At 68.9% G+C, this 24424-nt stretch carries 20 protein-coding genes; 14 read left to right on the forward strand and 6 right to left on the reverse strand.

Annotated elements, in window-relative coordinates:
* The first annotated feature begins 172 nt into the window (after nucleotides 1-172).
* From G328_RS16535 to G328_RS16685, 6 genes are all read left to right on the forward strand, one after another.
* Nucleotides 173-346 carry a hypothetical protein gene (locus tag G328_RS16535; protein WP_019619808.1) on the forward strand — a complete coding sequence of 58 codons (174 nt, stop codon included), beginning with the start codon at nucleotides 173-175 and terminating at the stop codon, nucleotides 344-346.
* Nucleotides 347-429: 83 nt separating this feature from the next.
* A complete protein-coding gene (locus G328_RS15465; protein ID WP_019619809.1) occupies nucleotides 430-2223 on the forward strand; it encodes a hypothetical protein in 1794 nt (597 codons plus the stop codon).
* A 72-nt stretch (nucleotides 2224-2295) separates the two neighbouring features.
* Complete coding sequence (locus G328_RS0113095) at nucleotides 2296-3063, forward strand: DUF5819 family protein (protein WP_019619810.1); 768 nt, start codon at nucleotides 2296-2298, stop codon at nucleotides 3061-3063.
* Entirely contained in the window at nucleotides 3060-4271 is a 1212-nt protein-coding gene (locus G328_RS0113100) for an HTTM domain-containing protein (RefSeq protein WP_019619811.1), read from the forward strand. The genes G328_RS0113095 and G328_RS0113100 overlap by 4 nt, the downstream gene beginning before the upstream one ends.
* Nucleotides 4272-4329: 58 nt before the next feature.
* Entirely contained in the window at nucleotides 4330-4896 is a 567-nt protein-coding gene (locus tag G328_RS0113105; protein WP_019619812.1) for a SipW-dependent-type signal peptide-containing protein, read from the forward strand.
* 54 nt (nucleotides 4897-4950) lie between these two features.
* Nucleotides 4951-6687 (forward strand): S26 family signal peptidase, encoded by a 1737-nt coding sequence (locus G328_RS16685; RefSeq protein ID WP_019619813.1) that lies wholly within the window; start codon nucleotides 4951-4953, stop codon nucleotides 6685-6687.
* 146 nt (nucleotides 6688-6833) lie between these two features.
* On the opposite strand, the gene G328_RS16050 is transcribed toward G328_RS16685, so the two are convergent.
* Together G328_RS16050 and G328_RS0113125 are read right to left on the reverse strand one after the other, a co-directional pair.
* Complete coding sequence (locus G328_RS16050) at nucleotides 6834-8216, reverse strand: HNH endonuclease signature motif containing protein (RefSeq protein ID WP_222828720.1); 1383 nt, start codon at nucleotides 8214-8216, stop codon at nucleotides 6834-6836.
* Nucleotides 8217-8654: 438 nt separating this feature from the next.
* Nucleotides 8655-10406, reverse strand: a complete 1752-nt coding sequence (locus G328_RS0113125) for an L-aspartate oxidase (protein WP_026339904.1) — start codon at nucleotides 10404-10406, stop codon at nucleotides 8655-8657.
* A gap of 77 nt (nucleotides 10407-10483) precedes the next feature.
* On the opposite strand from G328_RS0113125, the gene G328_RS15480 reads away from it, so the two are divergent.
* Nucleotides 10484-11422: a LysR substrate-binding domain-containing protein gene (locus G328_RS15480; RefSeq protein ID WP_019619816.1), complete on the forward strand. Its 939-nt coding sequence runs from the start codon at nucleotides 10484-10486 to the stop codon at nucleotides 11420-11422.
* Between the two features lie 211 nt (nucleotides 11423-11633).
* On the opposite strand, the gene G328_RS0113135 is transcribed toward G328_RS15480, so the two are convergent.
* The 3 genes from G328_RS0113135 to G328_RS0113145 all read right to left on the reverse strand — a co-directional run bounded on the left by G328_RS0113135 (nucleotide 11634) and on the right by G328_RS0113145 (nucleotide 14822).
* The gene (locus G328_RS0113135; protein ID WP_019619817.1) at nucleotides 11634-12467 is read right to left on the reverse strand and encodes a phosphosulfolactate synthase; all 834 of its coding nucleotides are present in this window, start codon (nucleotides 12465-12467) and stop codon (nucleotides 11634-11636) included.
* A 62-nt stretch (nucleotides 12468-12529) separates the two neighbouring features.
* Complete coding sequence (locus G328_RS0113140) at nucleotides 12530-13906, reverse strand: MmgE/PrpD family protein (RefSeq protein ID WP_019619818.1); 1377 nt, start codon at nucleotides 13904-13906, stop codon at nucleotides 12530-12532.
* A gap of 295 nt (nucleotides 13907-14201) precedes the next feature.
* Entirely contained in the window at nucleotides 14202-14822 is a 621-nt protein-coding gene (locus G328_RS0113145; RefSeq protein ID WP_019619819.1) for a MerR family transcriptional regulator, read from the reverse strand.
* 374 nt (nucleotides 14823-15196) lie between these two features.
* Here G328_RS0113145 and ftsH point away from each other — a divergent pair, with 374 nt between their 5' ends.
* The 5 genes from ftsH to G328_RS16055 are packed head-to-tail and all read left to right on the forward strand — an operon-like array spanning nucleotide 15197 to nucleotide 20520.
* A complete protein-coding gene (ftsH, locus tag G328_RS0113150) occupies nucleotides 15197-17329 on the forward strand; it encodes an ATP-dependent zinc metalloprotease FtsH (protein ID WP_019619820.1) in 2133 nt (710 codons plus the stop codon).
* Between the two features lie 2 nt (nucleotides 17330-17331).
* Nucleotides 17332-17985 (forward strand): GTP cyclohydrolase I, encoded by a 654-nt coding sequence (folE, locus tag G328_RS0113155; protein WP_019619821.1) that lies wholly within the window; start codon nucleotides 17332-17334, stop codon nucleotides 17983-17985.
* A gap of 56 nt (nucleotides 17986-18041) precedes the next feature.
* On the forward strand, nucleotides 18042-18929 hold the full coding sequence (gene folP, locus G328_RS0113160; protein WP_019619822.1) for a dihydropteroate synthase: 888 nt from the start codon (nucleotides 18042-18044) through the stop codon (nucleotides 18927-18929).
* Nucleotides 18926-19966 carry a 2-amino-4-hydroxy-6-hydroxymethyldihydropteridine diphosphokinase gene (gene folK / locus G328_RS15485; protein ID WP_019619823.1) on the forward strand — a complete coding sequence of 347 codons (1041 nt, stop codon included), beginning with the start codon at nucleotides 18926-18928 and terminating at the stop codon, nucleotides 19964-19966. The genes folP and folK overlap by 4 nt, the downstream gene beginning before the upstream one ends.
* On the forward strand, nucleotides 19963-20520 hold the full coding sequence (locus G328_RS16055; protein WP_019619824.1) for a DUF3180 domain-containing protein: 558 nt from the start codon (nucleotides 19963-19965) through the stop codon (nucleotides 20518-20520). Before folK ends, G328_RS16055 begins: the two co-directional genes overlap by 4 nt.
* Before the next feature lie 102 nt (nucleotides 20521-20622).
* Here G328_RS16055 and G328_RS0113175 read toward each other — a convergent pair whose 3' ends face one another.
* Nucleotides 20623-21261, reverse strand: a complete 639-nt coding sequence (locus G328_RS0113175) for a hypothetical protein (RefSeq protein WP_026339907.1) — start codon at nucleotides 21259-21261, stop codon at nucleotides 20623-20625.
* A 247-nt stretch (nucleotides 21262-21508) separates the two neighbouring features.
* Between G328_RS0113175 and G328_RS0113180 the strand changes: the two genes are divergently transcribed.
* Together G328_RS0113180 and G328_RS0113185 are read left to right on the forward strand one after the other, a co-directional pair.
* Entirely contained in the window at nucleotides 21509-21991 is a 483-nt protein-coding gene (locus G328_RS0113180) for a PH domain-containing protein (protein WP_019619825.1), read from the forward strand.
* Entirely contained in the window at nucleotides 21991-24369 is a 2379-nt protein-coding gene (locus tag G328_RS0113185; protein ID WP_026339909.1) for a PH domain-containing protein, read from the forward strand. The genes G328_RS0113180 and G328_RS0113185 overlap by 1 nt, the downstream gene beginning before the upstream one ends.
* Nucleotides 24370-24424: the final 55 nt, after the last annotated feature.

The raw sequence follows: 24424 nt of genomic DNA on the forward strand, positions 1-24424 counted from the left end.
CCGAACGCGGCGTCGCAGGCCTCGGCGCAGGCTGCAGCGAACTCGGCTGCGGACTCCGACTCGGAGGCGTCGGCCTCGACGTCGGCGGACGCCAACGCTGCTGCGGCAGCCGAAGTCGCGGCGAACGCGGACTCGTCGAACGACGCGTCGGCGCAGGCCGCGGCGGACTCAGATGCTGCTGCCGACCCTGACGCGGCTGCTGACCCTGACGCTGCTGCCGACCCTGACGCGGCGGCTGATCCGGATGCGGCGGCTGATCCGGATGCGGCTGCGGACCCGGATGCTGCTGCGGACCCGGATGCTGCCGCGGATCCTGATGCTGCTGCGGCTTCGGACGCGAACGTGAACGCCTCGGCGTCTGCTTCGGCTTCCGCCAACGCGGATTCGAACGCGAACGCAGCTGCCCAGGCGGCGGCGCAGGCTGCCGCGATGGCAGACGCGGACTCGGTCGCGTCGGCTGCGGCAGACGCGACGGCTCAGGCTGCTGCTGAGGTCGCCGCAACCGCGGACGCCTCGTCGACCGCTTCTGCGGATGCGTCGAGCGACCCGAACGCGGCGTCGCAGGCCTCGGCGCAGGCTGCAGCGAACTCGGCTGCGGACTCCGACTCGGAGGCGTCGGCCTCGACGTCGGCGGACGCCAATGCGGCCGCGGCAGCCGAAGTTGCCGCGAACGCGGACTCGTCGAACGACGCGTCGGCGCAGGCCGCGGCGGATGCTGACGCAGCTGCCGACCCTGACGCTGCTGCCGACCCTGACGCGGCTGCCGACCCTGACGCGGCTGCCGACCCTGACGCAGCTGCCGATCCCGATGCGTCGGCCGACCCCGACGCGGCCGCCACGGCAGACGCGAACGCGAACGCTTCGGCTTCGGCCTCGGCATCCGCCCAGGCTGACAGCGACACCAACGCCGCCGCCCAGGCCGCTGCGGAAGCCGCTGCTCTCGCGGACGCGACCTCGGCCGCATCCGCCTCGGCTGACGCGACCGCGAACGCGGCCGCCCAGTCGGCAGCGACCGCGGATGCTTCGAGCGCCGCATCGTCGTCGGCCGAAACCGACGCGAACGCTGCGGCAAGCGCGGCGGCGCAGGCCGCGGCAGAGTCCGACGCCTCGAGCTCGAGCGCCGCGGAAGCTTCGGCTGCCTCGGACGCCGACGTGCAGGCCGACGCAGCTTCGGCAGCAGCCTCGAACGCGGACGCTTCGACCGACGCCTCCTCGGCTGCGGCCGCAGACGCGTCGACCGACCCTGACGCGGCGACCGACCCTGACACCTCGGCGGACTCGGACGCATCGGCTGATCCCGACCGCGCGCCGGTCGTGATCACCTCGCCTGAAGACGGCGCGGAGCTCGAGGCGGGCGACGTCACGGTCCGCGGTACCGCGGAGCCGGGCGCGACGGTCACCGTCACGCTCGACGACGGCCAGCCTGAAGCCGCTGACACCGTGCAGCTGTTCGCCCTGGTCGGCGACGGCATCACGACGACCGCGGCGCCCGACGGCACCTGGTCGGTGGTCTTCACTGATGTCGAGCCTGGCACCTACGAGGCCTACGCCACCGACGTCTTCTCGGACGACACGACGACCTTCACGATCGTCGCAGCGGCCACAGACGACGCCGACGCCACAGCCGACCCGGATTCCGACGCGGCGACCGACTCGACGGGCGATGACACCGCCACCGCCGAGAGCGACGCGAGCTCGGAAGCAACATCGGACTCGGCGAGCTCCGGTGACTCCGACAGTGCAACTCCAGGTGACTCCGATGCGGCAACCTCGGGCGACTCGGATGCGGCGGCCTCGGGTGACTCGGACACCGCAACTCCAGGTGACTCTGACTCGGCAACGCCGGGCGACTCCGACACCGCAACCTCGGGCGAAACCGCGACCGGCGACAGCTCCGCCACCGCGGACACCTCAGCCGATGCCGACAACTCGGCCGCAGCGGATGCCGCGGAGAGCAGCGCGACGAGCGACAGCGCATCCAGCGCCTCGGGTAGCGCAAGCAGTGCTGCCTCGGGCAGCTCGAGCAGCAGCGCGAGCACCGACACGGCCGCAAACGCTGGCGGATCCGGAAACGCGGCGGCAAACCCCGGAGCGGGCGATGACCTCGCCGCGACGGGTGCCGACGGAGCACTTGGTGGTCTCGCAGTCGCCGGGCTGCTGCTCGCGGCCGGCGCCTACCTCTACCTCACGCGACGTTCGGTCTCCGGTCGCCACGTGAAGTAGTCCACGAGATGGGGTGGGCGGTGCATCCCGCCGCCCGCCTCATTCTCACCCCCGCGAGAGAAACCCCGAGCCATGTCCGAGCAGCACTCCACTAAGAAACGGTCGCCGATCGTGCGCGTCGTGCTTGTCGTCGCGTCGATGCTCACGGCGTGGCACGTGTTCGCGTCGTTCCTTTGGATCGCGCCGACCTCGCCCGCCCGCGAGGTCGTGCCGGGCAACGCGCTCACGAGCTACATGATTCCGTTCTTCGGCCAGTCGTGGAGCGTGTTCGCGCCCGCCCCGATCAACGGCGACTACGTGTTCAAGGTGCGAGCGCTGGTGCCAGACGACGCCGGCGAACTCGTCGAGACCGAGTGGGTTGATGCGACCGCGGTTGAGCTGTCGATGCTGCAGTACAACCTGTTCCCGCCGCGGGCGGGCATCCAGTCGTCGCAGGTCGCAAGCGAATACAAGAGCCAGTACGACGCGATCACCGCCGACCACCAGGTGATCGTGCAGCTCAACTATTTCGAGGACGACTTCGAGCAGCGCCTCGAAGACAAGCTCGACACGTACGGCGAAACGGATCTGGTCGACGCGTACATGCCTGCCGAGCACCAGGCGACCGCGTACGCGACGCAGGTGGCGCTCGCCGTGTTTGGCGACGACGTCGTGCGCGTGCAGTACGAGGTGACGCGACAGAACGTGGTGCCGTTCGAAGACCGCAACGACCCCGACGCTCAGCTGCCGCAGGCGACCGTGCTGACTCCCGGCTGGCGCGGTCTCGTGCGCAACGAGGGGCAATCCGACGAGGCGTTCGCCGAGGTGTTCCTCGACACGTACGAGGGGATGCAGGAATGAGCGACTTCACCACGGCCGTGCGGCGGCTCGGCGTCGCGATTGCTGCGTTCTTCGGCGACGGCGCGCGATCGCTCGCGGGCGGCGCCGGGCGCATCGTCTCGAACGGCTACCGGCTCGCAGAAGACTGGCTGCTCGACTCGAAGAAGGCGCGGTACGGACTTGCCGTGACGCGCATCCTGCTTGGCCTTTCGGCCGTTGGCCTGCTGCTGTCGAACTGGTCGACGCGCCTGTATTCGTTCGGCAGCGGGTCGCTCTGGAACGGCGAGGGAATCTCGGCGAAGAGCGACTTCCCGCACATTTGGCTGTTCAGCGCGTTCCACGCGGCGATGCCGAACGACGCCGTCTATACCGCGCTGTACCTCGCGCTGCTGCTGCTCGCGGTGCTGTTCACGCTCGGGTGGCGAACCCGCTTCGTGCATCCGGTGTTCCTCGTGCTCTGGGTGAGCTTCATCGAGGCGAACGACATGCTCGGTGACCAGGGCGACAACATGTATCGCATCGCCCTGTTCTTCCTGCTCTTCTCGGACTGCGCGGGGCGTTGGTCGCTTGACGCGCGGCGCCGGGCGAGGGCGGATACGCGGGAGCCGAAGGGCCGGCGGGCTCGGCAACGTCGGCAGAACTGGCAGCAGATTCAGAACCTGTTGCACAACCTCGTGCTGGTGGTGCTCACGGCGCAGGTGTCGTTCGTGTACGTGTCGGGCGCCCTCTATAAGGCGGGCGGCGCGCCGTGGCAGCACGGCTGGGCCGTGTACGACCCGCTCATGACCGACCGGTTCGGCACGTGGCCGTGGTTGAGCGATCTCGTGACGGCGTGGGGCCCGATCGTGACGCTCGCGGCGTGGGGATCGATCATTATGCAGCTCTCGTTCCCGTTCATGCTGCTGACGCGGCCGACTCGCATCGTGGGGCTCGCGGCGATTCTCTCGTTCCACGTCGCGATCGCCGTGCTCATGGGACTGCCGTGGTTCTCGCTGTCGATGATCGCGATCGACTCAATCTTCGTGCGTGACCGCACCTGGTCGGCGATGGCGACCGGGCTGCGCGACCGGATACGCGGGGCCGGGGAGGTCGCCCGAAGGCGCGTTCCCGAGCCTGGCCGAGACGTTGCCGGCGCTGCGGATGCGGGCGAGGCTGCTCCGACCTCGACTACCGAGGGCGACGCCGAGCCCGCGGTGGTACGCGAGGACGCGCATCCCGTTTCGGCCTGAGGGCGACCACAGACCAACTCTCATCACCTCACATCACGAATTCCTACGGGAGGAAACCATGGCAAATTCATCGAAGTCCACCGGTTCGTTGTTCACGAAGGGCCGCGCAATTCTCGCGGGCGGGCTCGTGCTCGGCGTCGGTGCGGTCGTCACGCTCGCGGCTTGGAATGATTCTGAGTGGGCGCAGGGCAACTTCAAGGCCGGTGAATTCGGTATCGAAGGCTCGGAAGATGGCACGACGTTCGCGAATCACCCGACCGACGGTCCTGCTGCCACGCTCGACTTCTCGGTGGGCGCCGATAACCTCACACCGGGCGACGTCGTTTACGCGAACTACGCCGTGCGGTTGAGCCAGACGTCGACGTATGCGGCCGAGGTTGATATCGAATCGCAGCTCGTCAATGAGGATGGACACCTCGCGGTGAGCCACGCGTTCGTCGATTCTGCCGCGGGGTGCAGCGCTGCGGCCTTCACGGGCACTGACGACCCCGAGTCGTTCTCCCTCGACGCTCACGACGAAACGCAGAACATCTGCATCCGTGTAACCGCGGGCTCTGACCTCCTGCAGGGTGAAACCGGTACCGTGACCTTTACATTCAACGCAGAGTCGACCACATCGCTCTAGTCCCCGCTACTCCCGTTGACCGCTTCGCGAACGAGCCGTAGGTTCAGCCGCGCCGTGGGCGAGACGCTGTTGAGCGTGCTCGCCCTCGGCGGGCTGGCCTGCATTGTGCTGTTCGTGGCGGCGATGTTGTTCAACGTGTCGGTCATCATGTTCAAGACGGGGTCGATGTCGCCGACGATTCCCGCGGGCTCGGCGGCGCTCGTGCGCGAGATTCCTGCCTCGGAGGTCGAGGTGGGCGACGTGGTCACGGTCGAGCGGCCGGGCCAGCTCCCGGTCACGCACCGGGTCACGTCGGTCGCGGACGCCGACGTCGCGAACGCGCGCACCATCACGATGCGCGGTGACGCGAATGTGCAGGACGATCCGAACCCCTACGTCATTGAGACTGTCGACATCGTGATGTTCTCGGTGCCGGGGCTCGCGAACGTGATCGTCTGGTTCTCGAATCCGCTCGTGCTTGGCGGCATCACGGTTGCCGCTTCGGTGCTCGTGACGTGGGCGTTCTGGCCGCGGGCGAGGAGCGAAGCCGAGGGTGACGAGGGTGCCGAAGATGCAGAGGTAACCGAGGGCACTGAGGAGCCCGACGCTGCCCCGACCGGCCGTCGCCGCGGACGCCACGTCGCCGCCATGGTTGCTCTTGCTGGCGGCGCCGGACTGCTCGTTGCGGTCGCGGCGCCGCCGCCGGCGATTGCGGCGGGCGAGTCGACGACGGTGATCGAGGGCGATGTCATTCGGCTCACGTCGATCGGTGACTTCGCCGCCATGCAGTCGATGCGCCCGGGCGTGCCCGCCTATTGGCAGGTTGGGGTCGAGGCGGATACGCAGGATCCGGGCACGATCGACGTCACGGCCGAGGCGTCGGGTTCGGCGGAGCTGGGGCTCGACCTCGAGTTTCGCGCCTGCACCGTGCAGTGGATCGACGGCGTGTGCTCGGGCGAGGAAGTGGGCGTGAACGCGCCGGCCGCGTCGCTGCTCGGTGCCGACCCGCACCCTTTGCTCACGCTGCCTGCCGACCAGGCGCGGTGGGTGCTCGTGACCGCGACGATTCCCGAGGATGCGTCGGGTTCGGTGTCGGTGCTGATCCGTGCGACCGGCATGGGCGACGACCTCGTCGCGGCGCCCGAGAACCCCCTCACGACGTTGCCCGCGACGGGCGGAACACCGGCATGGATGCTCGGCCTCGGGGCCGTGCTTGTCACGATCGGCCTCGCACTCGCGGCGCGTGCCCGCCGCCGTCGCGTGGATATTCACTCTCCCCAGCGTCCCGAAGACCCCAAGCTGCGGCTCACCCGAGTGGCCGCCGTCATCACCGCGGTCGGACTCGGCGCCGGACTGCTTGTTCCAACCCCGCGCGACACCGTCGCCGCCTGGACCGACGCCGAAATCGCCACCGGCACCCTCCAAGCCGGCACAGTGCCGCGGGTCACCCAGATCCAATGCGAGCAGAGGGAACATTGGGTCCTGCTCTTGCGCTATTACGACGCATATTTGTATTGGCCGGAGCCGACCCCTCTATTGCCCGGGATGTCAGTGTCGTATCGGGTGAACTTTACAAAGGGCTCCACCACGACTAGCGAGACAACTAGTAGCACTAACTATTTGATGTCCGGAAGCGTGCTTGGCGACTTGCTCTCCTTGCTGCTGTCTTCACCAGGGCCAATCACAGTTCGAGTTGAAACAGTGCAAACGGACGTGACATCTAATACCTCTTGGGTTTCCGCCACTTCAGAAACTTCGGTGACGGTTGCTTTCACCGGAAGCCTTGCGGGTGCACACTTCCGCTGTCCGTGAGAGATCCGCGCGTCTAATTCTCTGTCCCACCGCAACCAGCGCTTCGGCGAGAACCGAGGCGGGAGACCCAAGCGGGCGAGGAGGAGTGACCGGGGGTGTCGGGGTGCGAACGCGCGGCTTCGGAAATGGCCGGGGCCGGCACACCCTTAGAAGGGCGGTGGATCATGCACCTCGACGAATCTGGGCCCTGGCGGCTCGGGAACGGTGCAGATGACTTGGCCGAGGGGACTGATCCACTCGAGCCGGCCGCCGCCGAGGTGCCGTACCTGCCACGGTTTCTGATGCTTCTGAACGTGATGCACGCGACACAGGTGGGCGAGGTTGCCGGGGCAGGTTGAGCCGCCTTCGTGCCAGGCCGTCGTGTGGTCGGTCTCGCAGCGAACGGCGGGGCGGCGGCAGCCGGGGAATCGGCACGTGACGTCGCGCGCCCGCAGGTAGCGGCGCAGCGAGGTGGTGGGCTCGTAGCGATCGGCCGTGATGACGTGGCCGGTGATGGGATCGGTGAGGATCCGCTCGAGCTCACCGTTGGCCGCGAACGCACGTGCCTCGGCAGCGCTCATGGGCTGGATGCCGTTGAGCATCGCGATGCCGGCCGCAGTGTCCGACCCGCCCATGCGGTGGAACGGGTCGCGCAGCCGTGGATCGAGCAGCGCGAGCACCGGCGTCGTAATGCTCACGACTGCACGAAGACGGGCGGCGCCCGCGTTCGAGCCGTCGAGAATCGCCTGGGGCGTCGCGGTGAGCATCGTGTCAGCGAAGATGTCGGCGCGCTGTTGGTCGAGCGTGCGCCTATCCGCCTCGAAGCCCGGCTCGCTGCGGCGCTCGGTTGCCTCGGCACGAGCCTGCGCGATGAGCTCCTTGGCCTGCACCGTGAGGAGGTCGTGAATCGCCTCGCCCACCGCTGAGGAAAGGTAGGCGGTGAGGTGGCACATGCCGTGCTCGGTGTGCTGCACCGTGATGCGCCGCTGCTCGTGCTCGACGGTGAACGCCTTCTCAAACTCGCCGCGCATGAGGCTCGCGGCACGCTGCTTCGCGAACGACTCGGTCGAACTCACGGTGTGTTCGCGCGCGTACGTGAGCACTTCGCGCCCGAACCGCTCGAGGTGCTCGTCGGACACCGGCGTGTGGCACCGCAGCACGACGTGCACGTGCCCGACCTGCACCTCGTCGGCGGCGAGCGCCGCGTGCCACGCGGGAAACTTCTCGAACAGCGTGTGCGCGTTGTGTGCCCGATTGATGAGGGCGCCGTCGGTCAGCTGCTTGGATACGGTGAACTCGCCTGCGACCGAGCGCAGGTTCCACGCGAACCGCTCGGCGCGCTCGGTCGCCGAGGTCGTGGGGGAGCATTCGCGATCGGTGTGCGCGCTCGCGGCGTCGTAAATGGTCGCGTACGTGACGAAGTGGGATGCGTCGATGCGTGACTGCTCGCGGCGGTCGCGATGGAACTGTTCAAGCGCCGCGCGCAGCGCAGTGTCGGCCGGGTCTTCGCGGCTCTCTGCAGGGCCCTGCGTCGGTTCGGTTGCGGCCATCGGGATCACCTCGATTCGCAGATTCATCGGACACTGATTCGACTAAAAGAAGTAAATCAAGAGCCTTCGACGCGGCTTCGATGAATTTAGTCTAGCGGTCATGGGGGTATATGCACCACTAATCTCGCAAAAATCTGCGAATAATATGGGCACGCTCGGGTCACATGGCCAAGTGCCCGCAGGCTGCGCACGTGCTTGCGCCTCTGCCCGCGCATCCGACTGCGGCGTCGGCGCCGGCGTGAGTGGCGGTATCGCCCGGCGACCGGCGGTACCGCACGCCATGCACCCGACCGCCGCAGGATGCACCCACTCGATGCCACCAACCGCACCGGATGCCTGCGGCCGGGTCTGCCCAAGCAAAAAGCACCGCCAGCGCCCCCAGGGATTCCCCATCGAACCCTGGCTGCGCCGGCGGTGCCGCCTATATAAGAGGAGCGGCTACTCCACGAGCTTCCCCTCGACCGCATCGCTGATGCCCTCGTTTGCGAGTGCGGCGAACGACTCGGGCGCATCCGGCAGCTGCTCGAACACGACGCCCTCGGTGGGCGACCAGACCATGTTCCCCTTCATCTCGGGGTCTTGCTGCGGGAAGTCGGCGCGGTTGTGGCAGCCGCGGGTCTCGCGACGCTCGAGCGCGCATTCAAGCGTGGCGCGCGCCGCGAGCAGCGAGCCGAGCAGGTCGAAGGCGTGCGCGAGGTCGTCGAAGCCGGCGATGTCGGGGTGCGCGGTGACGTTCTTCGCACGCTCCTCGAGGCGACCAAGCTTTTCGAGCCCCTCGCGGAGCCCCTCTTCGGTGCGCACGACGCCGGCGTGTTCGGTCATGATGTTGCGCAGCTCGCGCTGCAGGCGTCGCGGCACCTCGAGACCCTCGCCGCCGAGGAATCCTTCGATCTCGGCGCGCGCCTCGGCCACGACGGCGGGGTCGCGGTGCACATCCACCTTCTGCTTCACGTACTCGGCGGTGACTTCGCCGGTGATGCGTCCGTACACGAGCAACTCGATGAGCGAGTTGCCGCCGAGGCGGTTCGCGCCGTGCAGGCCCGACGAGGCCTCGCCGATCGCGTAGAGCCCGTCGACGCCGGTGCCGTGGTCGTCGGGGCGCACCCACACGCCACCCATCGAGTAGTGCGCGGTCGGTGCGATCTCGATCGGCTGCTCGGTGACGTCGAGCATCTGCAGGTCGATGAGCGTGCGGTACACGCGCGGCAGCTTCTCGAGAATCGTCTCGCGCGGCAGGTGCGAGAGGTCGAGGTAGACGCCGCCCTTTTCGGTGCCGCGCCCCTCGGCGATCTCGGTGTAGTTCGCGAGCGCGACGCGGTCGCGGGTCGAGAGTTCCATGCGCTCGGGGTCGTACTTCTCCATGAACCGCTCGCCGAGCGAGTTGCGCAGCACGCCGCCCTCGCCGCGCGCGGCCTCGGACACGAGGGTGCCAGCAGCGTCGTCGGGCTCGAGGATGCCCGAGGGGTGGAACTGCACGAGCTCGGCGTCGCGAATCTTGCCGCCGGCGAGGGCGGCGAGGCGGAACGAGTCGCCCGTGTTTTCGTCGCGGCGCGACGACGTGTAGCGCCAGATGCGGGTGTGGCCGCCGGCGGCGAGCACGACCGCGTCGGCGTTGATGCGCACGGGCTGCCCGGTCACGATGTCGAAGCCGTAGGCGCCGAACACGGCACCGTCGGCGACGAGGATGCGCGTGATGTAGATCGTGTCGACGACGGGCACGCCAACCTCGTCGGCGCGACGCATGAGCGTGCGCTGAATCTCGAGGCCGGTGTAGTCGCCGGCGTAGCAGGTGCGGCGGTACTTGTGCGCGCCGAAGAAGCGCTGCGAGATGCGGCCGTCGGCTTCGCGCGCGAACGGCATGCCCCAGTCGACGAGGTCTTGGATGCCCTGGGCTGCATTCTTCGCGACGGTTTCGACGATCTCGGGGTTCGCGAGGTAGTACGACTCGCGCAGGGTGTCGGCGGCGTGCTGCTGCCAGGAGTCCTCAGGGTCCATCGTGCCGAGCGCGGCGTTGATGCCGCCCGCGGCGAGGGTCGTGTGCGCGTCGTGCTTGCGACGCTTGCCCACCGCGAGTACCTCGATGCCGCGCTGCGCGAGCTCGATCGACACGCGCAGGCCGGCGCCGCCGGTGCCGATCACGAGGACCGAGGTGGTGAGAAGACGTTCTGGATGCTCCGTAATTGCTGCCATGCTCGCCAGGTTAGGTCGGCCTAAACTATACGTCTAATGACTTCCTGCTCTGGCGGCTATGCGGATACGCTATGGCCATGAAGCTTGAGCAGTTGCGGTCGTTCGAGGCGGTCGCGCGCCTCGGCACGTTCACGGCGGCGGCCGAGGAACTCTACGTTTCGCAGCCGTCGCTCTCGCGCCAGATCGCGGCGCTCGAGGGCGACGTGCGCGCCGAACTGTTCCAGCGCGGCCGCAACGGCGCCGACCTCACGAACGCGGGCGAGACCCTGCTGCCCTTCGCGAGGCGGATGCTCGCCGACGCCGACCTCGCCCGTCGCGAAATCGACGAGCTCGCGGGCCTGCGACGCGGGCGCCTGCGCATCGGCGCGCCACCGACGCTCTGCGTGTCGATTCTCGCCGACGCGCTCGCGCGGTTCAGCCCCGCGCATCCGGGCGTCGAGCTGCTCGTCACCGAGGCCGGCAACGAAGACCTCGTCGTCGCACTGAACGAGGGCCAGCTCGACCTCGCGCTCGTCGTGACCCGCGATTCGGTGCCGCCGCAGCCGGGAACCGAGCTCGTCGAGCTGCTCACCGAGGAGCTCGTCGTCGTGTCGTCGTCGGCGCGGCCGCTGCCCGGCTTCGACGACGACCCCGCCGAGCTCACCCTCGCGCAGCTCGCCGAGCTGCCGCAGGTCGTGTTCAACCGCACCTACGACCTGCGCATCGCGACCGACGCCTCGTTCGCCGCCGAGGGCTTGCGCCCGCGCATCGCGGTCGAGGGCGCCGAGATGGATGCGGTACTCCGGTTCGTCGAGCGCGGGATCGGCGTCGCGGTGGTGCCGGCGATGATCGTCGCGAACCGCCCCGAGCTGCGAGCGACCCGGCTCGTCGAGCCGGCCCTCTCGCGCACCGCGAACCTTGCGCGCCGCACGAACGTTCGCCCGACGGCCGCGGGCGCCGCGATGCAGGAGGTCGTGTTCGACCTCGTCGCGCGCCTCGCGATTCCGGGCGTGCACCCGGCCGCCTCGCTGCCGTAGCGGGCGCCGCGGGCCCCGGGCTCGCGCATCCGCGCCCGTCTCGCCCAGCCCGCCCCGCGCATCCGCGCATGGCTTGGCAGAAAAGCACGGCCACAACCCCTCACAACGGGGCATTTGCGACAACCCATGCGCCCAGCAAAAAAAAGACCGCGGGCCCCAGACTCCGTGCAGTCTGAGGCCCGCGGGGCTTATTTCCTGAGCGTCGCGGCCCCTACGCGGGGTTGATCACGCGGCCCCAGGTCGACTTATTGCCCCAGATGTTCTGGCGCAGGCCCTCGAGCTGCAGAATCTGCGAGTGGTCGACGAAGAGGTTGACCTCGTTGCCGTAGTTCTTGATGTACCACTCGAAGACGGGGCCGTCGGCGGCTTCGAACATCACGTTCTCGAGGCCGAGTCCGTTGATGATCGACGCGGCGGCGCCGGTGTTCCACTCGGTGACGTTCTCGGTGATGCCCTCCGACTCGATCATGATGATCGACGCGCCGGCCTCGAGCGCGGCCTTGCCACGGTCGATGAGGTCGCCGACGTCCTTCTTCGTTTCGGCCGCGAGCTCGGCCTCGCCCGAGTCGCCGCCCGAGCCGATCTGAATGCCGAGCTCGGGCTTCGCCTTGAGTCCGGCCTTCGTCACCTTCTCGACGAGGCGCTGCAGGCCCGATGTGGGCAGCATGATGAAGCCGGTCGAGATTTCGATGACGTCGAAGCCGACCTCCTTCGCCTCCTTGAGGTAGTGGTCGACCGCGTCGTCGCCGTAGCGCAGCACGGTCTCGATCCAGCCACCCGACGAGACGTAGGCATTGTTCTCGTGCGCGATGTCCGAGAACGCGCGCACCTGCTCGGGCGGCACGAGGGCGAACGAGCCGCCAGCCCACTTGATGCCGTCGACCCAGTTGTGGGCGACGTCGAACACGTCTTGCAGGTGGCGGGTGCCGAAGCTCGCGTAGTAGGGCGCGCGAATTTCGGTGAGGCCGAAGCTGCGGGGCTTCTCGGGGCGCTTCGCGCGCGGCACGAAGTTGAAGGCGACGTCGAATGGAATCTCGTTAGGCATGAGGCTGCTCCTTATTACTAGTTCTGGTGAAGTCGGGCCCCGGGGAGGGGCGGATGCGCGACCTACGCGCGTTCGCGGCGCACGTTCGCGAGCAGGGCGGTGAGTTCGCTCACCTGCAGCTCGTCGAGTTTGTGCACGACGTCGGCGATTTCGTCGCGCAGTTCCTGCGACGCGAAGGGAGAGGTGAGGGCGTCGAACTTGGTGCGCGCCTTCTCCCACGTGAGCGGGTTCGTGTGGAATCCCTCGTAGGAGTCCTTCTCGCTGCGCAGCTCGGTACCGTCGGCGAGCGTCACCGTGAGATCGGCGGGCATCGCGTCGGGGAATCGGGCCGAGAATTCGTCGTCGGGCTCGATCGTCACCTTGCGCATGAGCTCCTGCACATCGTCGGCGACGATGCGCTCGGGCGCGTACTGGGCGGGGTTGAGTTCGCCGTCGAGCAGCACGACCGCGACCATCCACGGCAGCGAGTGGTCGGCCTCTTCCTTCGTGCGGATCGAGCGCTTGTCGCCCTCTTCGCCGCCGCCGATGATCGAGTAGGCGACGTCGAAGGTGCGCAGGTGCACGCGGTCGATCTTCGCGGGGTCGAAGCCGGGCTGCTTGCGGATGTCCTGGGCCGCGTCGAGTGCCGACTGCGAGTGGATCTCGGCGTTGTGCTTCTTGATGATGCCCTTGCGCACGACCTCGAGGTTTTCCTTCGACCAGTCGAGCTCGAAGTCGCCGGCGATCGAGTCGCGGAAGCCCTTGTTGCCCTCGAAGACCTCTTCGGGGCCGGTGATGCCCTTCGAGGCGAGGAGGGCGGCGAACGTGCCCTCCTTCGAGACCTGCGGGTACGCGAGGCCCTTCCAGTGGCTGAGGTTGCCGGTGCGGGTGACGCGCAGGGCGTTGTTCGCGGTGCCCGAGATGGCGATGGCGTTCGCGATCTGGTCGACCGGCAGGCGGAGTGCCTTCGCTGCGGTTGCGGCCGCGGCGTACGAGCCCTGCACGGTGTGGTCGAAGCCCTTCGCGCGCACCGGGGCGACGTCGGAGAGGCGGGCGTGCACCTGGTAGGCGATCGCGAAGGCGGTGATGAGTTCCTTGCCGCTTGCATCGACCGACTCGGTGGCGGCGAGGGTCGCGCCGAAGTTGTCGCTCGGGTGGTTCGTCTCGCCCTTGGCGAGGTACGAGTCCATGAAGTCGAGGTAGCGGCTGAGGCCGCTGTTGTAGAACGCGGCGCGTTCGGGGGAGGTCTTGCCGCCGCCGATGAGAGTGGCGGTGGGCGTGCCGCCGAGTTCGTCGATGAGGTCGCGGATCGCGACCATCGTGTCGGCGTCGAGCGCGCCGATGGCGACGCCGAGGGTGTCGAGAATGCGGATCTTCAGCTGCTCGACCGCTTCTGGGCTGATGTCGTCGAACGATGCGCGGTCGACGAATTCTGCGAGACGCTGCACTTCTGTCGTCATGGTGCCCCTTCCTGTTGCGGAGAATTGGTTAGGAGACTTCTTTAGGTAAGCCTTACCTAAAAACACCATGCGCCCTATTTATCTTGAAGTCAAGAGACTTTTGCTGAGGGCTGACTGAACGGGGCGCGGAGCGGGCGGTTGAAGTGCTGATCCGGGTACAAAAAACACGCGCCGACGTGAGGTGCGTCGGCGCGTGGAGAGGCGGGCGGATGCGCGGTATCGGCGGGCGGATACGCGCGAGCAGCGGGCGGGCACGCGACCGGATACGCGCGGCCGGCCGCCCGGCGCATCCCGCCTACATGAGCGCCTGGTGGTGGTGCTGCGCGAGCAGCGTGAGCGCGCGCATGAGCGGGTCGCGCAGCGCGAGGCCGACGACGACGCTGCGGATCGTGTCGTCGAGCGCATCGAGCTCGACGATCGTGGCCATTGCCGAGAGGTCGATGCGGGCGACCTCGTCGGCGGCCTTCGCGTACTCGGGGATCGCGGCGAGGATCTCGCCGACGCCTTCGAGCTCGAGTGCCTCGATGGCCCGCACCGCGGAGGCGTACGACTTGCCGTCGCGCTCGATCTCCCACTTTCGTTCCTTGACGGCCGCCTCGAGCGTGGCGACGGCGGTCGGGGAGTACTCGGGCTCGGTCGTGACCTCGCCGATCACGAGGTCTTGCGCGTATCCCATCGCGTCGCGCAGGGTCGGGAACTCGTCGGTCTCCGAGAGCACCTCGCGCACCTGCTCGAGTGAGAGCCGCGCGACCTGAGTGAGCGCGCGGATGAGCCGAAGTCGCGTGACGTGCGACTCGCTGTACGCCGCCTGGTTGACGTTCGTGCGTTCGCCCGACGGCACGAGCCCCTCGCGAATGTAGAACTTGATCGTCGCAACGCTGAGCCCCGAGCGCTGCGCGAGCTCGGCCATCTTCATCGCGAACCTCGCCGGAGTGCCGAGGGGGCGGTGAAAGCGGGCATGACAATTCCGATCAGTTAGGGGGGAGGGGGTGGTGCTCGAACGGGGAGCGTGCTACCGGCCACGCTACAGGCCCGGCCGGTGAGCTCCTTGCACGTGGCCGCGCATTTCCTCAGCCGCGCGTATCCCCCTTCGGCTCCGGCAAGAGTCGCGACCCGCCCATCCGCGCTCACTTCACACCGAGTCCGCGCACCGCGAACGGGCAGGAGCCGCCAAACCTCGCCCGAGTAAGCTTTGCGCAACTGCGCACCGCGGGCGACGTTGCCGCCCCGGGCATCCGTTTGCCGACTTTCGGCACCGCCACACGAAAGGCAGCGAGGTCGCTCGCCCGCATGAACACCTTGAAGAAACTCCTGAAGAGCCCGATCACGATCGTGCTGCTCGCGGTCATCGTGATCGGAATCGGCTTCAGCCTCATCAACCAGCAGGGCAACACCGAGGTCACGACGCAGCAGGGCCTCGAGATCCTGAAGGATGACAAGCTCAAGACGGTGTCGATCGTCGAGGGCGACAACCGGGTGAACATCGAGTTCGTCGAGGCGAACGAGGAGTACGGGCAGCACGCGCACTTCTACTTCGTGGATGCGCGCGCCGACACGGTCGTGAGCGCGGTCGACGACGCGGATATCTCAGAGAACTTCAACGACGAGGTGCCCGGCCCGAACTGGTTCAGCACCGCGCTGAGCCTGCTGCTGCCGCTCGTGCTGATCGGCTTCTTCGTGTGGATCGTGCTCTCGAGCATGCAGGGCGGCGGGGCCGGCGGCATGATGAAGTTCGGCAAGTCGCGCGCGAAGCTCGTGAATAAGGAAGACCCGCAGGTGACGTTCGCCGACGTCGCGGGCGCGAACGAGGCGCTTGAGGAGCTCGCCGAGATCAAGGACTTCTTGAAGGAGCCCGACAAGTTCCTCGCCGTTGGCGCGAAGATCCCGAAGGGCGTGCTGCTCTACGGCCCTCCTGGCACGGGTAAGACGCTGCTCGCGAAGGCGGTCGCGGGCGAGGCGGGCACGCCGTTCTACTCGATCTCGGGTTCAGACTTCGTCGAGATGTTCGTCGGCGTCGGTGCGAGCCGCGTGCGCGACCTGTTCGAGCAGGCGAAGCAGAACGCGCCGGCGATCATCTTCATCGACGAGATCGACGCGGTCGGTCGCCAGCGTGGCGTCGGCATGGGCGGCGGCAACGACGAGCGCGAGCAGACGCTGAACCAGCTGCTCGTCGAGATGGACGGCTTCGACGCGACGACGAACGTCATTCTCATTGCGGCGACGAACCGCCCCGACGTGCTCGACCCGGCGCTGCTGCGCCCCGGCCGCTTCGACCGGCAGATCGGCGTCGACGCGCCCGACCTCGAGGGTCGTCGCAAGATTCTCGAGGTGCACTCGAAGGGCAAGCCGATCGCGAACGACGTCAACCTCTCGGTCGTCGCGCGCAAGACTCCAGGCTTCACCGGCGCCGACCTCGCGAACGTGCTCAACGAGGCCGCGCTGCTCACGGCGCGACTCAACGCGCAGATCATCGACGCGCGCGCGATCGACGAGGCGATCGACCGCGTGATCGCCGGTCCGCAGCGTCGCAGCCGCGTCATGAACGACCAGGAGAAGCTCATCACCGCGTACCACGAGGGTGGACACGCGATTGCCGCGGCGGCGCTGCGGCACACCGACCCGGTGACGAAGATCACGATTCTGCCGCGCGGTCGCGCGCTCGGATACACGATGGTCGTGCCGCTCGAAGACAAGTACTCGGTGACGCGCAACGAGCTGCTCGACCAGCTCACCTACGCGATGGGTGGGCGCATCGCCGAAGAGATCGTGTTCCACGACCCGACGACCGGCGCCTCAAACGACATCGAGAAGGCGACGAAGACCGCCCGAAAGATGGTCACCGAGTACGGCATGTCGAACTCGGTCGGCGCGATCAAGCTCGGCGACGGCGAGGGCGAGTCGCCGTACTCGCAGACGCACGGTTCGCCGTACTCCGACAACACGGCGCTCTCGGTCGACCGCGAGGTGCAGGGGCTGCTCGAGCAGGCGCAGCAGGAGGCCTGGTGGGTGCTGTCGCACAACCGCGACGTGCTCGACCGGCTTGCGGCCGAGCTGCTCGAGGTCGAGACGATCGGGCACGAGCGCCTCGAAGAGATCTTCGTGAACATTCAGAAGCTGCCCGAGCGCCCGCAGTGGCTCTCGAGCCCCGACCGGCCCGTGAGCTCGCGGCCGCCGGTTCCGCTGAAGCCGCACCTGCCGGCGAGCGGCGTTGAGGCGCCGTCGAGTCACGCGGGTGGCGTCACCGACGTCGAGCCCGGGCTCGATCGCCCCGAGTCGCCGCTCGGGCCGATCCCGCCCGTCGGACCTGGCATTGACCGGCCGGAGCCGCCGCGCGGGCCGACCGCGCCCGGCGGTCCCGGTGCGCCCGACGGCCCCGGAATCGAGAACCCCGACGGCCCGCAGCGGCCCGGACCCCTCTCGTAGCCATGGCGGTCGACGAAGCGCGCGCCCGCGAGGCCGTGCGGGAGCTGCTTGCCGCCTGCGGGCTCGACCCCGATTCGCCGCAGTTCGCGCGCACGCCCGCGCGCGTTGCCGCGGCTGCGGGGGAGCTGTTCTCCGGGGTTGGCGCTGACGCCGTGACGCCGCTGGTTGAGGGGCGGATCTCGTTGGAGGAGCCCTCGGAGGCCTCGGAGTCTGCTGCTGTGGAGGCGGGCTCAGGCGCTGGTGACGACGCGGTTGCTGATGCGTCGCAGGCCGTGCTGCTGCGGAACATCCGTTTTCGCTCGATGTGCGAGCATCACCTGCTGCCGTTCGACGGCTGGGTGCAGCTCGCGTATCTGCCGGGCGACTCGATCATCGGGTTCGGGCGGCTCTACGACCTCGTTGAGACGCTGTCGAGCCGGCCGACGCTGCAGGAGAAGCTTGGCGATGACCTCGTCGACGCGGTGATGACGGGGCTCGACGCCCGCGGCGCCATCGCCGTGCTTGAGGCGCGGCAGGGATGCGTTGCTGACCGGGGTCCGCGGCAGGCGGATTCCGAGACGGTCACCTTCGCCACCCGCGGTGCGTTCAACAACCCCGACGCGCGGGCCGAGGTGCTGCGCCTCATCGCGCTCGGCGCCACCGACCGCGGCGAGTAGGGGCCCACACCCACGCAACCGGTGCCGCGCGCATCCAAGTGCGAGACAATGAGCACATGACCGAGCTCGCCCTCACCGCAGAAGTCACGATCGATCCGAGCACCGCCGAGATCATGGGGGTGCTCAACGTCACGCCCGACTCGTTCAGCGACGGCGGCACGCTCGACAGCGACACCCCCGAGGCCCGCACTGCGAGCGCCCTCGAGCGCGCGTATCGCCTCGTGGCGCAGGGCGCGACGATCATTGACGTGGGTGGCGAGTCGACTCGTCCGGGCGCTGAGCGCGTGCCGCAAGAGGAGGAGCAGGCGCGCGTGCTTCCGGTGGTGCGGCAGCTCGTGCGCGACGGCATCGCGGTGTCGGTCGACACGATGTATGCCGACACGGCGGCGGCGTGCCTCGACCTCGGCGACGTGATCATCAACGACGTCTCGGGCGGCATGGCCGACGACCGGATGCTCGCCCTGGTCGCCGAGCGCGGCGCCCGCTACATTTTGAGCCACTGGCGCGGGCACTCGGTCGTCATGAACGACCTCGCCGAGTACGACGACGCGGCGGCCGAGATCATCGGCGAGCTCACCGAGATGCGCGACCGGGCGGTCGCGGCGGGCATCGCGCGCGACCGCATCATCCTCGACCCGGGCCTCGGCTTCGCGAAGGATCGCGACGACAACTGGGCCGTGCTCAACCAGCTGCCGAAGCTGCAGGGACTCGGGCATCCGGTGCTCATCGGCGTGAGCCGCAAGCGGTTCGTCGGCGACCTGCTGCCGGCCGAGGCGCCGGTGACGGCGCGCGATCTGCCCACCGCGGTGCTGTCGGCGCTCTGCGTCGAGCGCGGCGTGTGGGGAGTTCGCGTGCACAACGTCGCGGCGACGAAGGTGGCGATCGACACGGTGGCGGCGTGGCAGAACGGCGCCGACCTGCGCGGCGAGGCGGATGCGCGATGAGCGGCGACGACGACCGTCGCGTCGAGCACCCGGCGGCACAAACGCAGCCCGCGAAGGCCGCCGCAACACCCCCGGTCCACCCCGCCGAGGCCGCGATTCAGCTGACGCCGAACCGCCCGGGTCCGGCGGCGCATCCGGCCCTCCCGGCCCCTGAGCTCGACCGGATTTTCATCGACCGCCTGCACGTGCACGGCCGCCACGGCGTGTTCGCGCACGAGCGCGCGAACGGGCAGGACTTCTTCATCGACGCCGAGGTGTGGCTGGATACGCGCGCGGCGGCGGCCGCCGACGAGATCGACCAGACGGTGCACTACGGCCACCTCATGCGCGCCCTCTATGAGGTGGCGATGCGGGAGCCGGTCGATCTGCTCGAGACGCTCGCCGAGCGGCTGGCGGCGGTGACGTTTGCGTTCGCGGGCCCGCAGGCGGTGCGCATCACGGTGCACAAGCCGCAGGCGCCCGTGAAGCTGCGCTTCGACGACGTGCTGATTTCGATTTTGCGGTATCGGCCGGAGGGTCCGCGGCCGGTGGAGTCGCGGCGTCCGGCGGCGCGCGCGGTCATCGCGCTCGGCGCGAATCTTGGCGACCGCGAGGCGACGCTGCGCGACGCGTTTGACGAGATCGAGGCGCTCGACGGCGTCTGGCCGCACCTGCGCTCGAGCCTGTACGAGACGCCGGCGCTCACGACGCATGGCGTCGACGAGTCGGCGCCCGCGTATCTCAACGCGGTGATGGCGGTGCACACGAGCCTCGAGCCGCACGACCTGCTCGACCGCCTGCAGCAGATCGAGAACGGGCACGGCCGCGTGCGCGCGGAACGCTGGGGCAGTCGCACCCTCGACCTCGACATCATCGAGCACGGCGGGCTCGTGCTGCACGACGCGACGCTTGAGCTGCCGCATCCGCGCGCGTTCGAGCGAGCGTTCGTGCTCGCGCCGTGGTTCGAGATTGAGCCCGAGGCGTCGCTGCCGGGCCGCGGCGCGGTGCGGGAGCTGCTCGCGAACGCGTCGGATCACGTCGAGAGGTATCGCGGATGACCCGCACCAGCCCCTGGCGACTCGTACTCCTTTTTGTCGCGGCCGCGGTCGTCATGTGGGCGCTGCAGTCGTGGATCACCGCCGGCGGCTCGGCGACCCTCGTGCCGAGCATCCCGTTCGGCGTGACGCTCGTCGTGATCGGCGCCGTCGCGCTCGCGCTCGCGTGGCCGGTGCGCCGCTACACGCAGGCGGTGCGCGACGCGAACGAGGCGCATCGGCGCGATGCCGGGCGGCGGGAGGATGCGCGGGGCGACGACTCGGCGCACTGGCGCGAGGTCGCGCGGCGTCGGGTCGATTCGCAGCGGGCGACGTTTGCGCTCGCGCTCGCGAAGGCGTCGAGCCTCGGCGGCAGCATTTTCGCGGGGGCGTGCGCGGCGACCGTGCTGTGGCTCGCCTCACGCACCGTCGTCGGCGCGGGCATGCCGATCGCCGTGTTCTCGCTCGTGTGCGCCGCGCTGCTGCTCATCGCGGGCATCATCGCCGAGTCGTGGTGCGCCCTGCCGCCCGATGACGGCGCCGAGTCGGCGAGCGACGCGCTGCCGACGGCGGGTTAAGCCGCGAGTTCGCGGGCGGATGCGCGGGGTCGAGCCACGCGCCGACCGCGCGTGAGCTCGTTCGCGAGTTCGCCCTGCCAGCCGCGGGCTAACGGCCCCCCGCTAGTTCGTCGACGGACCAGGCTGTTCGGCCTCGCCGCTGCCCGGCGCCTCGGCGTCGCTACCGTCGTCGCCGTCCTCCGGCGGGGTGCTCGGGTCTTCGGTGTCGTCGCCGCTGCCACCGTCTCCGGGCGTCGACTCACTCGGATCGGGGTCGGGCTCCGTCGGATCCGGATCGCTCGGCGCCGGATCGTTCGTCTCGACCGGCGCGGGCGCGACGTTCCCCGACCCATCCGAGTCGCTAGGACCGCCGGAACCACCCGAGCCACCAGACCCACCAGTCCCATCCGAAGACCCACCGGTGTCACCCTCGTTCGGCTCGGTGTCGGGCGCGGGCGGCATCGACTCGGTCGGCACGGGCGTGCGCGTTGCCGGGCTCGAGGGCGTCGGCGTGGGCGTCGACGTCTTGGTCGGGTCGACGGTCGCGGTTGCAGATGAGGTCGGCCCGTCGGTGGCGACGGGCAGGTCGGATCCGCGCGGCAGCAGCATCGCGACCGCGCCGCCGGCGACCGCAAGGGCGACCACCGTGATGCCCACAACAACGAGGTTTCGGGGCTGCTTGAGCCACGCGACGACGCTCGCGAACCAGCCGGGTTCGGCCTCTTCGAGCAGACCGCCGTAGTCGTTGAGGGGTTGGGTCACGGGGAAGTAGCCATTCTCTCGGGGCACGCAGGCGCGTATTCACTGCATTATCGCAAGAATAGTGCGGTAATGAGGCCCGCCTGACCTCATCCGTGTTAATTCCACACGAGTCACAGCGGCAACACCAGACCCAAGTTCGATCGCCGTCACCCCGCGGGCGGATGTCGTTCGCTCGGTGCTGTCGCCCGGTTAGGCCGGGTCGGTAGGGTTGTGGGCGCAAATCAGCCCGTAGCTCGAGAGGCACCTGATGCAATACCCCGACAAGCCCGAGATCGAGTGGCGACGGATCTCGCCGAAGCTCGCCTTCCGCACCCTCGTGGGAGCCATCATCTGGACGGTGATTTTTCTCGCGGTGACGATCGGGCTGACGTTCATTCCGCATCCGTTCCCGTGGTGGCTGATCGGCGCGGTGATCACGTTCCTGTGCGCCATCGAGATTCCGATGTCGTTTATTCGCGTGCGCAGCATCGGCTACGCGCTGCGACAGGATGACCTCGTCTTCAAGCGCGGCGTCATCGCGCGGCGCCTCGTCGCCGTGCCGTACGGCCGCCTGCAGGTGATCGACGTGAGCCGCGGGCTGCTCGACCGGATGCTCGGCATCGCGTCGCTCACGACCGTCACGGCCGCCGCGTCGACGAACGTGAGCATCCCCGGCCTCACGCCCGACGAGGCTGACCAGCTGCGCGACCACCTCATTCGCGTCGCCGAGACCCGACGGGCTGGTCTGTAATGGCCGACGAGTCGACGCCGAAGCGGCCGCGCCACGGCGCACCCCCAGCGGGCGGATACGCGCCCGGCGCGGGGTTGCCGCCGCAGCCGAATGCGCACGAGCAGGCGGGCCAGCCGCAGGGCCAGTGGCAGAACCAATGGCAGCAGCAGCCCGGCCAGTCGAACGGTCAGCCCGGGCAGCAGTTCCCGCCGCAGCCGAACCAGTGGCAGGCGCAGTACCAGCAGCAGCCGCCGCAGCGCCAACAGCCAAACCAACAGCCAAACCAGCAGGTGCATGGTCGGCAGTCGCCGCCCCAGCCACCGCAGCAGTTCGCGCAGCCGCAGTCTCAAGGGCAGCCACCGCACGGCCAGCAGCCGCAGCCGCACCCGGGCCAGCGGCCAAACCAGCAGTTCCCCGGTCAGCAGCCTGGCCAACAATTCCAGGGCCACCCCGGCCCGCAGCCGAACCAGCAGTACCCGGGTCAGCACCCCGGCCAGCAGTTCCCGAACCAGCAGCAAAACCCCCAGCAGCAGCTCCCGCCGCAGCAGCGCGCGGCGCTCGCCGACCTCGCCGACGGCGACTGGCACCGGCTGCACAAGCTGTCGATGTGGAACGCGATCCTCGGCACCCTCTTCGCCTTCTTCTGGGCGCTCTTCGCGCTCGGCAGCAGCCTGTTCGTCGGAGTCATGGAGGGCGACCTCCCCGGCTGGGTGCTCGCCATCGTGCTCGTCGGTGTCGTCGTGCTGCTCGGGCTCGTCATCGTGTGGGTCGTGCTCGACTACCGCAACACGTCGTTCCGCCTCACGAGCGAGGTGTTCGAGCTACGCAAGGGCGTGCTGAATAAACAGAATCGCCAGGTGCGGTTCGACCGGTTGCAGTCGGTGAACCTGAACCGTCCGATGATCGCGCGCATGTTCAACCTCACCGCGCTCGAGACGTCGGGCGCCGGCGACAAGTCGGGGCTGTCGCTGAAGTTCCTCGACAAGGACCAGGCGAATGCCCTGCGCGCCGAGATTCTGCGCCGAGCGTCGGGTGCGAAGCGCCGCAAGTCGGAGCAGGCCCGCGCTCTCGCCGAGCAGCAAGCCGGCGGCGCGCCCGCGCAGGCCCAGCCTCCCGCCCCCGGACAGCCCGCCGCGCAGCAAGGCGCACCGGGCCAGCCGCAGCAGCCCGGCCAACCGACCCAGCCCGCGCCCCCGCGCCGCAGCTCGCTGAGCTCGTTCGTCGATCGTGCGGTCGACGACTTCACCGCGCCCGAGCTGAGCGCCGAGCAGGTCGCCGAGCAGTCGATCGTGCGCGTGAAGCCGGGCCGCGTCGCCGCGACGACCGCGTTCGGCGGCCTAATCTCGGCCGCGGTGATGCTCGTGATCGGCGCGATCGCGTACGTCATCGTGCGCCTGATCCTCGCGGCCGCGCTGCGCCGCGGAGTGCCGCTGGAGTTCGACATCATCTGGTGGGTGGTGTTGCTCGGAACGATCGGCGTCATCATCTTCGCGACGCTGCTCGGGGCGGCGGCGACCGCGGTCGGCAACATGCAGTACACGATCGCGGGCACGCCCGACGGCCTTCGCATCGGCCGGGGAATCCTCAGCCAGACGAACGACACGCTGCCGCCGGGGCGCATCCACTCGATCGACGTGCGGCAGCCGCTGCTGTGGCGTCCGTTCAAGTGGTTCCAGATTCGGGTGAACCGGGCGGATGTGCGCCACGGCACCACGTCGGAGGAGCAGCAGCAGGCGCTGCAGCGAAACATCGTGCTGCCGGTCGGTACGCGCGATGAGGTTGAGCGGGTGCTGCAGCTCGTGCTGCCGATGCACATGAACGCGCGTACGGCGCAGCTCATCGACTCGGGCTTCAAGTCGGGCCGGCGCCCTGAGTTCACGCCGGCGCCGGGTCGGTCGTGGTGGCTGCATCCGTTCAGCTGGCGGTTCATCGGCGGCGCGATCGACGGCGGGCTCGTCTACATTCGCACAGGCTGGCTGACGCGGTCGGTCGCGATGGTGCCGGGGGAGCGCATCCAGTCGGTGACGGCGAAGAATTCGCTGCTCGAGCGGGCGGCGCGCGTGGCGCACATCCGCATCGACACCGTGAACGGACCGATCACCCCGCGCCTCCCCGCCGTCTCGAACGAGTACGTGAACGGACTGCACGAGGAACTCTCGAAGCTCGCGGTTCGCGCCGCGAAGGATGACACCTCGCACCGCTGGTACGAGGCGCAGGCGCGGGCGACGGTTGCGGCCGCGCGCATGCAGCTCGAGGATGCGCGCCGCACCGGCCGCCCCCTCGACCCGCAGTCGCAGCGAGTGCTCGCAGCCGAAGAGGCCTGGCGCCGCGAGCAGCAACAGCAGTCGCAGCAGCAACAGCAGCAGCCGCAGCAACAGCCGCCGTCGCAGACGCAGTAGGCGCGGCCGCTCACCCGGGGCGCTGGATGCACAACTCGTGCACCAGCGCCCCGCG

This window comes from [Zimmermannella] faecalis ATCC 13722 (assembly GCF_000381765.1).
GTDB lineage: Bacteria > Actinomycetota > Actinomycetes > Actinomycetales > Microbacteriaceae > Gulosibacter > Gulosibacter faecalis.

What these genes read in the sequence shown, in the direction of transcription:
- G328_RS16535 (WP_019619808.1), top strand. Translation starts at nt 173, where the DNA reads ATGCTGCTGCCGACCCTGACGCGGCTGCTGACCCTGACGCTGCTGCCG.
- G328_RS15465 (WP_019619809.1), top strand. Translation starts at nt 430, where the DNA reads ATGGCAGACGCGGACTCGGTCGCGTCGGCTGCGGCAGACGCGACGGCT.
- G328_RS0113095 (WP_019619810.1), top strand. Translation starts at nt 2,296, where the DNA reads ATGTCCGAGCAGCACTCCACTAAGAAACGGTCGCCGATCGTGCGCGTC.
- G328_RS0113100 (WP_019619811.1), top strand. Translation starts at nt 3,060, where the DNA reads ATGAGCGACTTCACCACGGCCGTGCGGCGGCTCGGCGTCGCGATTGCT.
- G328_RS0113105 (WP_019619812.1), top strand. Translation starts at nt 4,330, where the DNA reads ATGGCAAATTCATCGAAGTCCACCGGTTCGTTGTTCACGAAGGGCCGC.
- G328_RS16050 (WP_222828720.1), bottom strand. Translation starts at nt 8,216, where the DNA reads ATGGCCGCAACCGAACCGACGCAGGGCCCTGCAGAGAGCCGCGAAGAC.
- G328_RS0113125 (WP_026339904.1), bottom strand. Translation starts at nt 10,406, where the DNA reads ATGGCAGCAATTACGGAGCATCCAGAACGTCTTCTCACCACCTCGGTC.
- G328_RS15480 (WP_019619816.1), top strand. Translation starts at nt 10,484, where the DNA reads ATGAAGCTTGAGCAGTTGCGGTCGTTCGAGGCGGTCGCGCGCCTCGGC.
- G328_RS0113135 (WP_019619817.1), bottom strand. Translation starts at nt 12,467, where the DNA reads ATGCCTAACGAGATTCCATTCGACGTCGCCTTCAACTTCGTGCCGCGC.
- G328_RS0113140 (WP_019619818.1), bottom strand. Translation starts at nt 13,906, where the DNA reads ATGACGACAGAAGTGCAGCGTCTCGCAGAATTCGTCGACCGCGCATCG.
- G328_RS0113145 (WP_019619819.1), bottom strand. Translation starts at nt 14,822, where the DNA reads ATGAAGATGGCCGAGCTCGCGCAGCGCTCGGGGCTCAGCGTTGCGACG.
- ftsH (WP_019619820.1), top strand. Translation starts at nt 15,197, where the DNA reads ATGAACACCTTGAAGAAACTCCTGAAGAGCCCGATCACGATCGTGCTG.
- folE (WP_019619821.1), top strand. Translation starts at nt 17,332, where the DNA reads ATGGCGGTCGACGAAGCGCGCGCCCGCGAGGCCGTGCGGGAGCTGCTT.
- folP (WP_019619822.1), top strand. Translation starts at nt 18,042, where the DNA reads ATGACCGAGCTCGCCCTCACCGCAGAAGTCACGATCGATCCGAGCACC.
- folK (WP_019619823.1), top strand. Translation starts at nt 18,926, where the DNA reads ATGAGCGGCGACGACGACCGTCGCGTCGAGCACCCGGCGGCACAAACG.
- G328_RS16055 (WP_019619824.1), top strand. Translation starts at nt 19,963, where the DNA reads ATGACCCGCACCAGCCCCTGGCGACTCGTACTCCTTTTTGTCGCGGCC.
- G328_RS0113180 (WP_019619825.1), top strand. Translation starts at nt 21,509, where the DNA reads ATGCAATACCCCGACAAGCCCGAGATCGAGTGGCGACGGATCTCGCCG.
- G328_RS0113185 (WP_026339909.1), top strand. Translation starts at nt 21,991, where the DNA reads ATGGCCGACGAGTCGACGCCGAAGCGGCCGCGCCACGGCGCACCCCCA.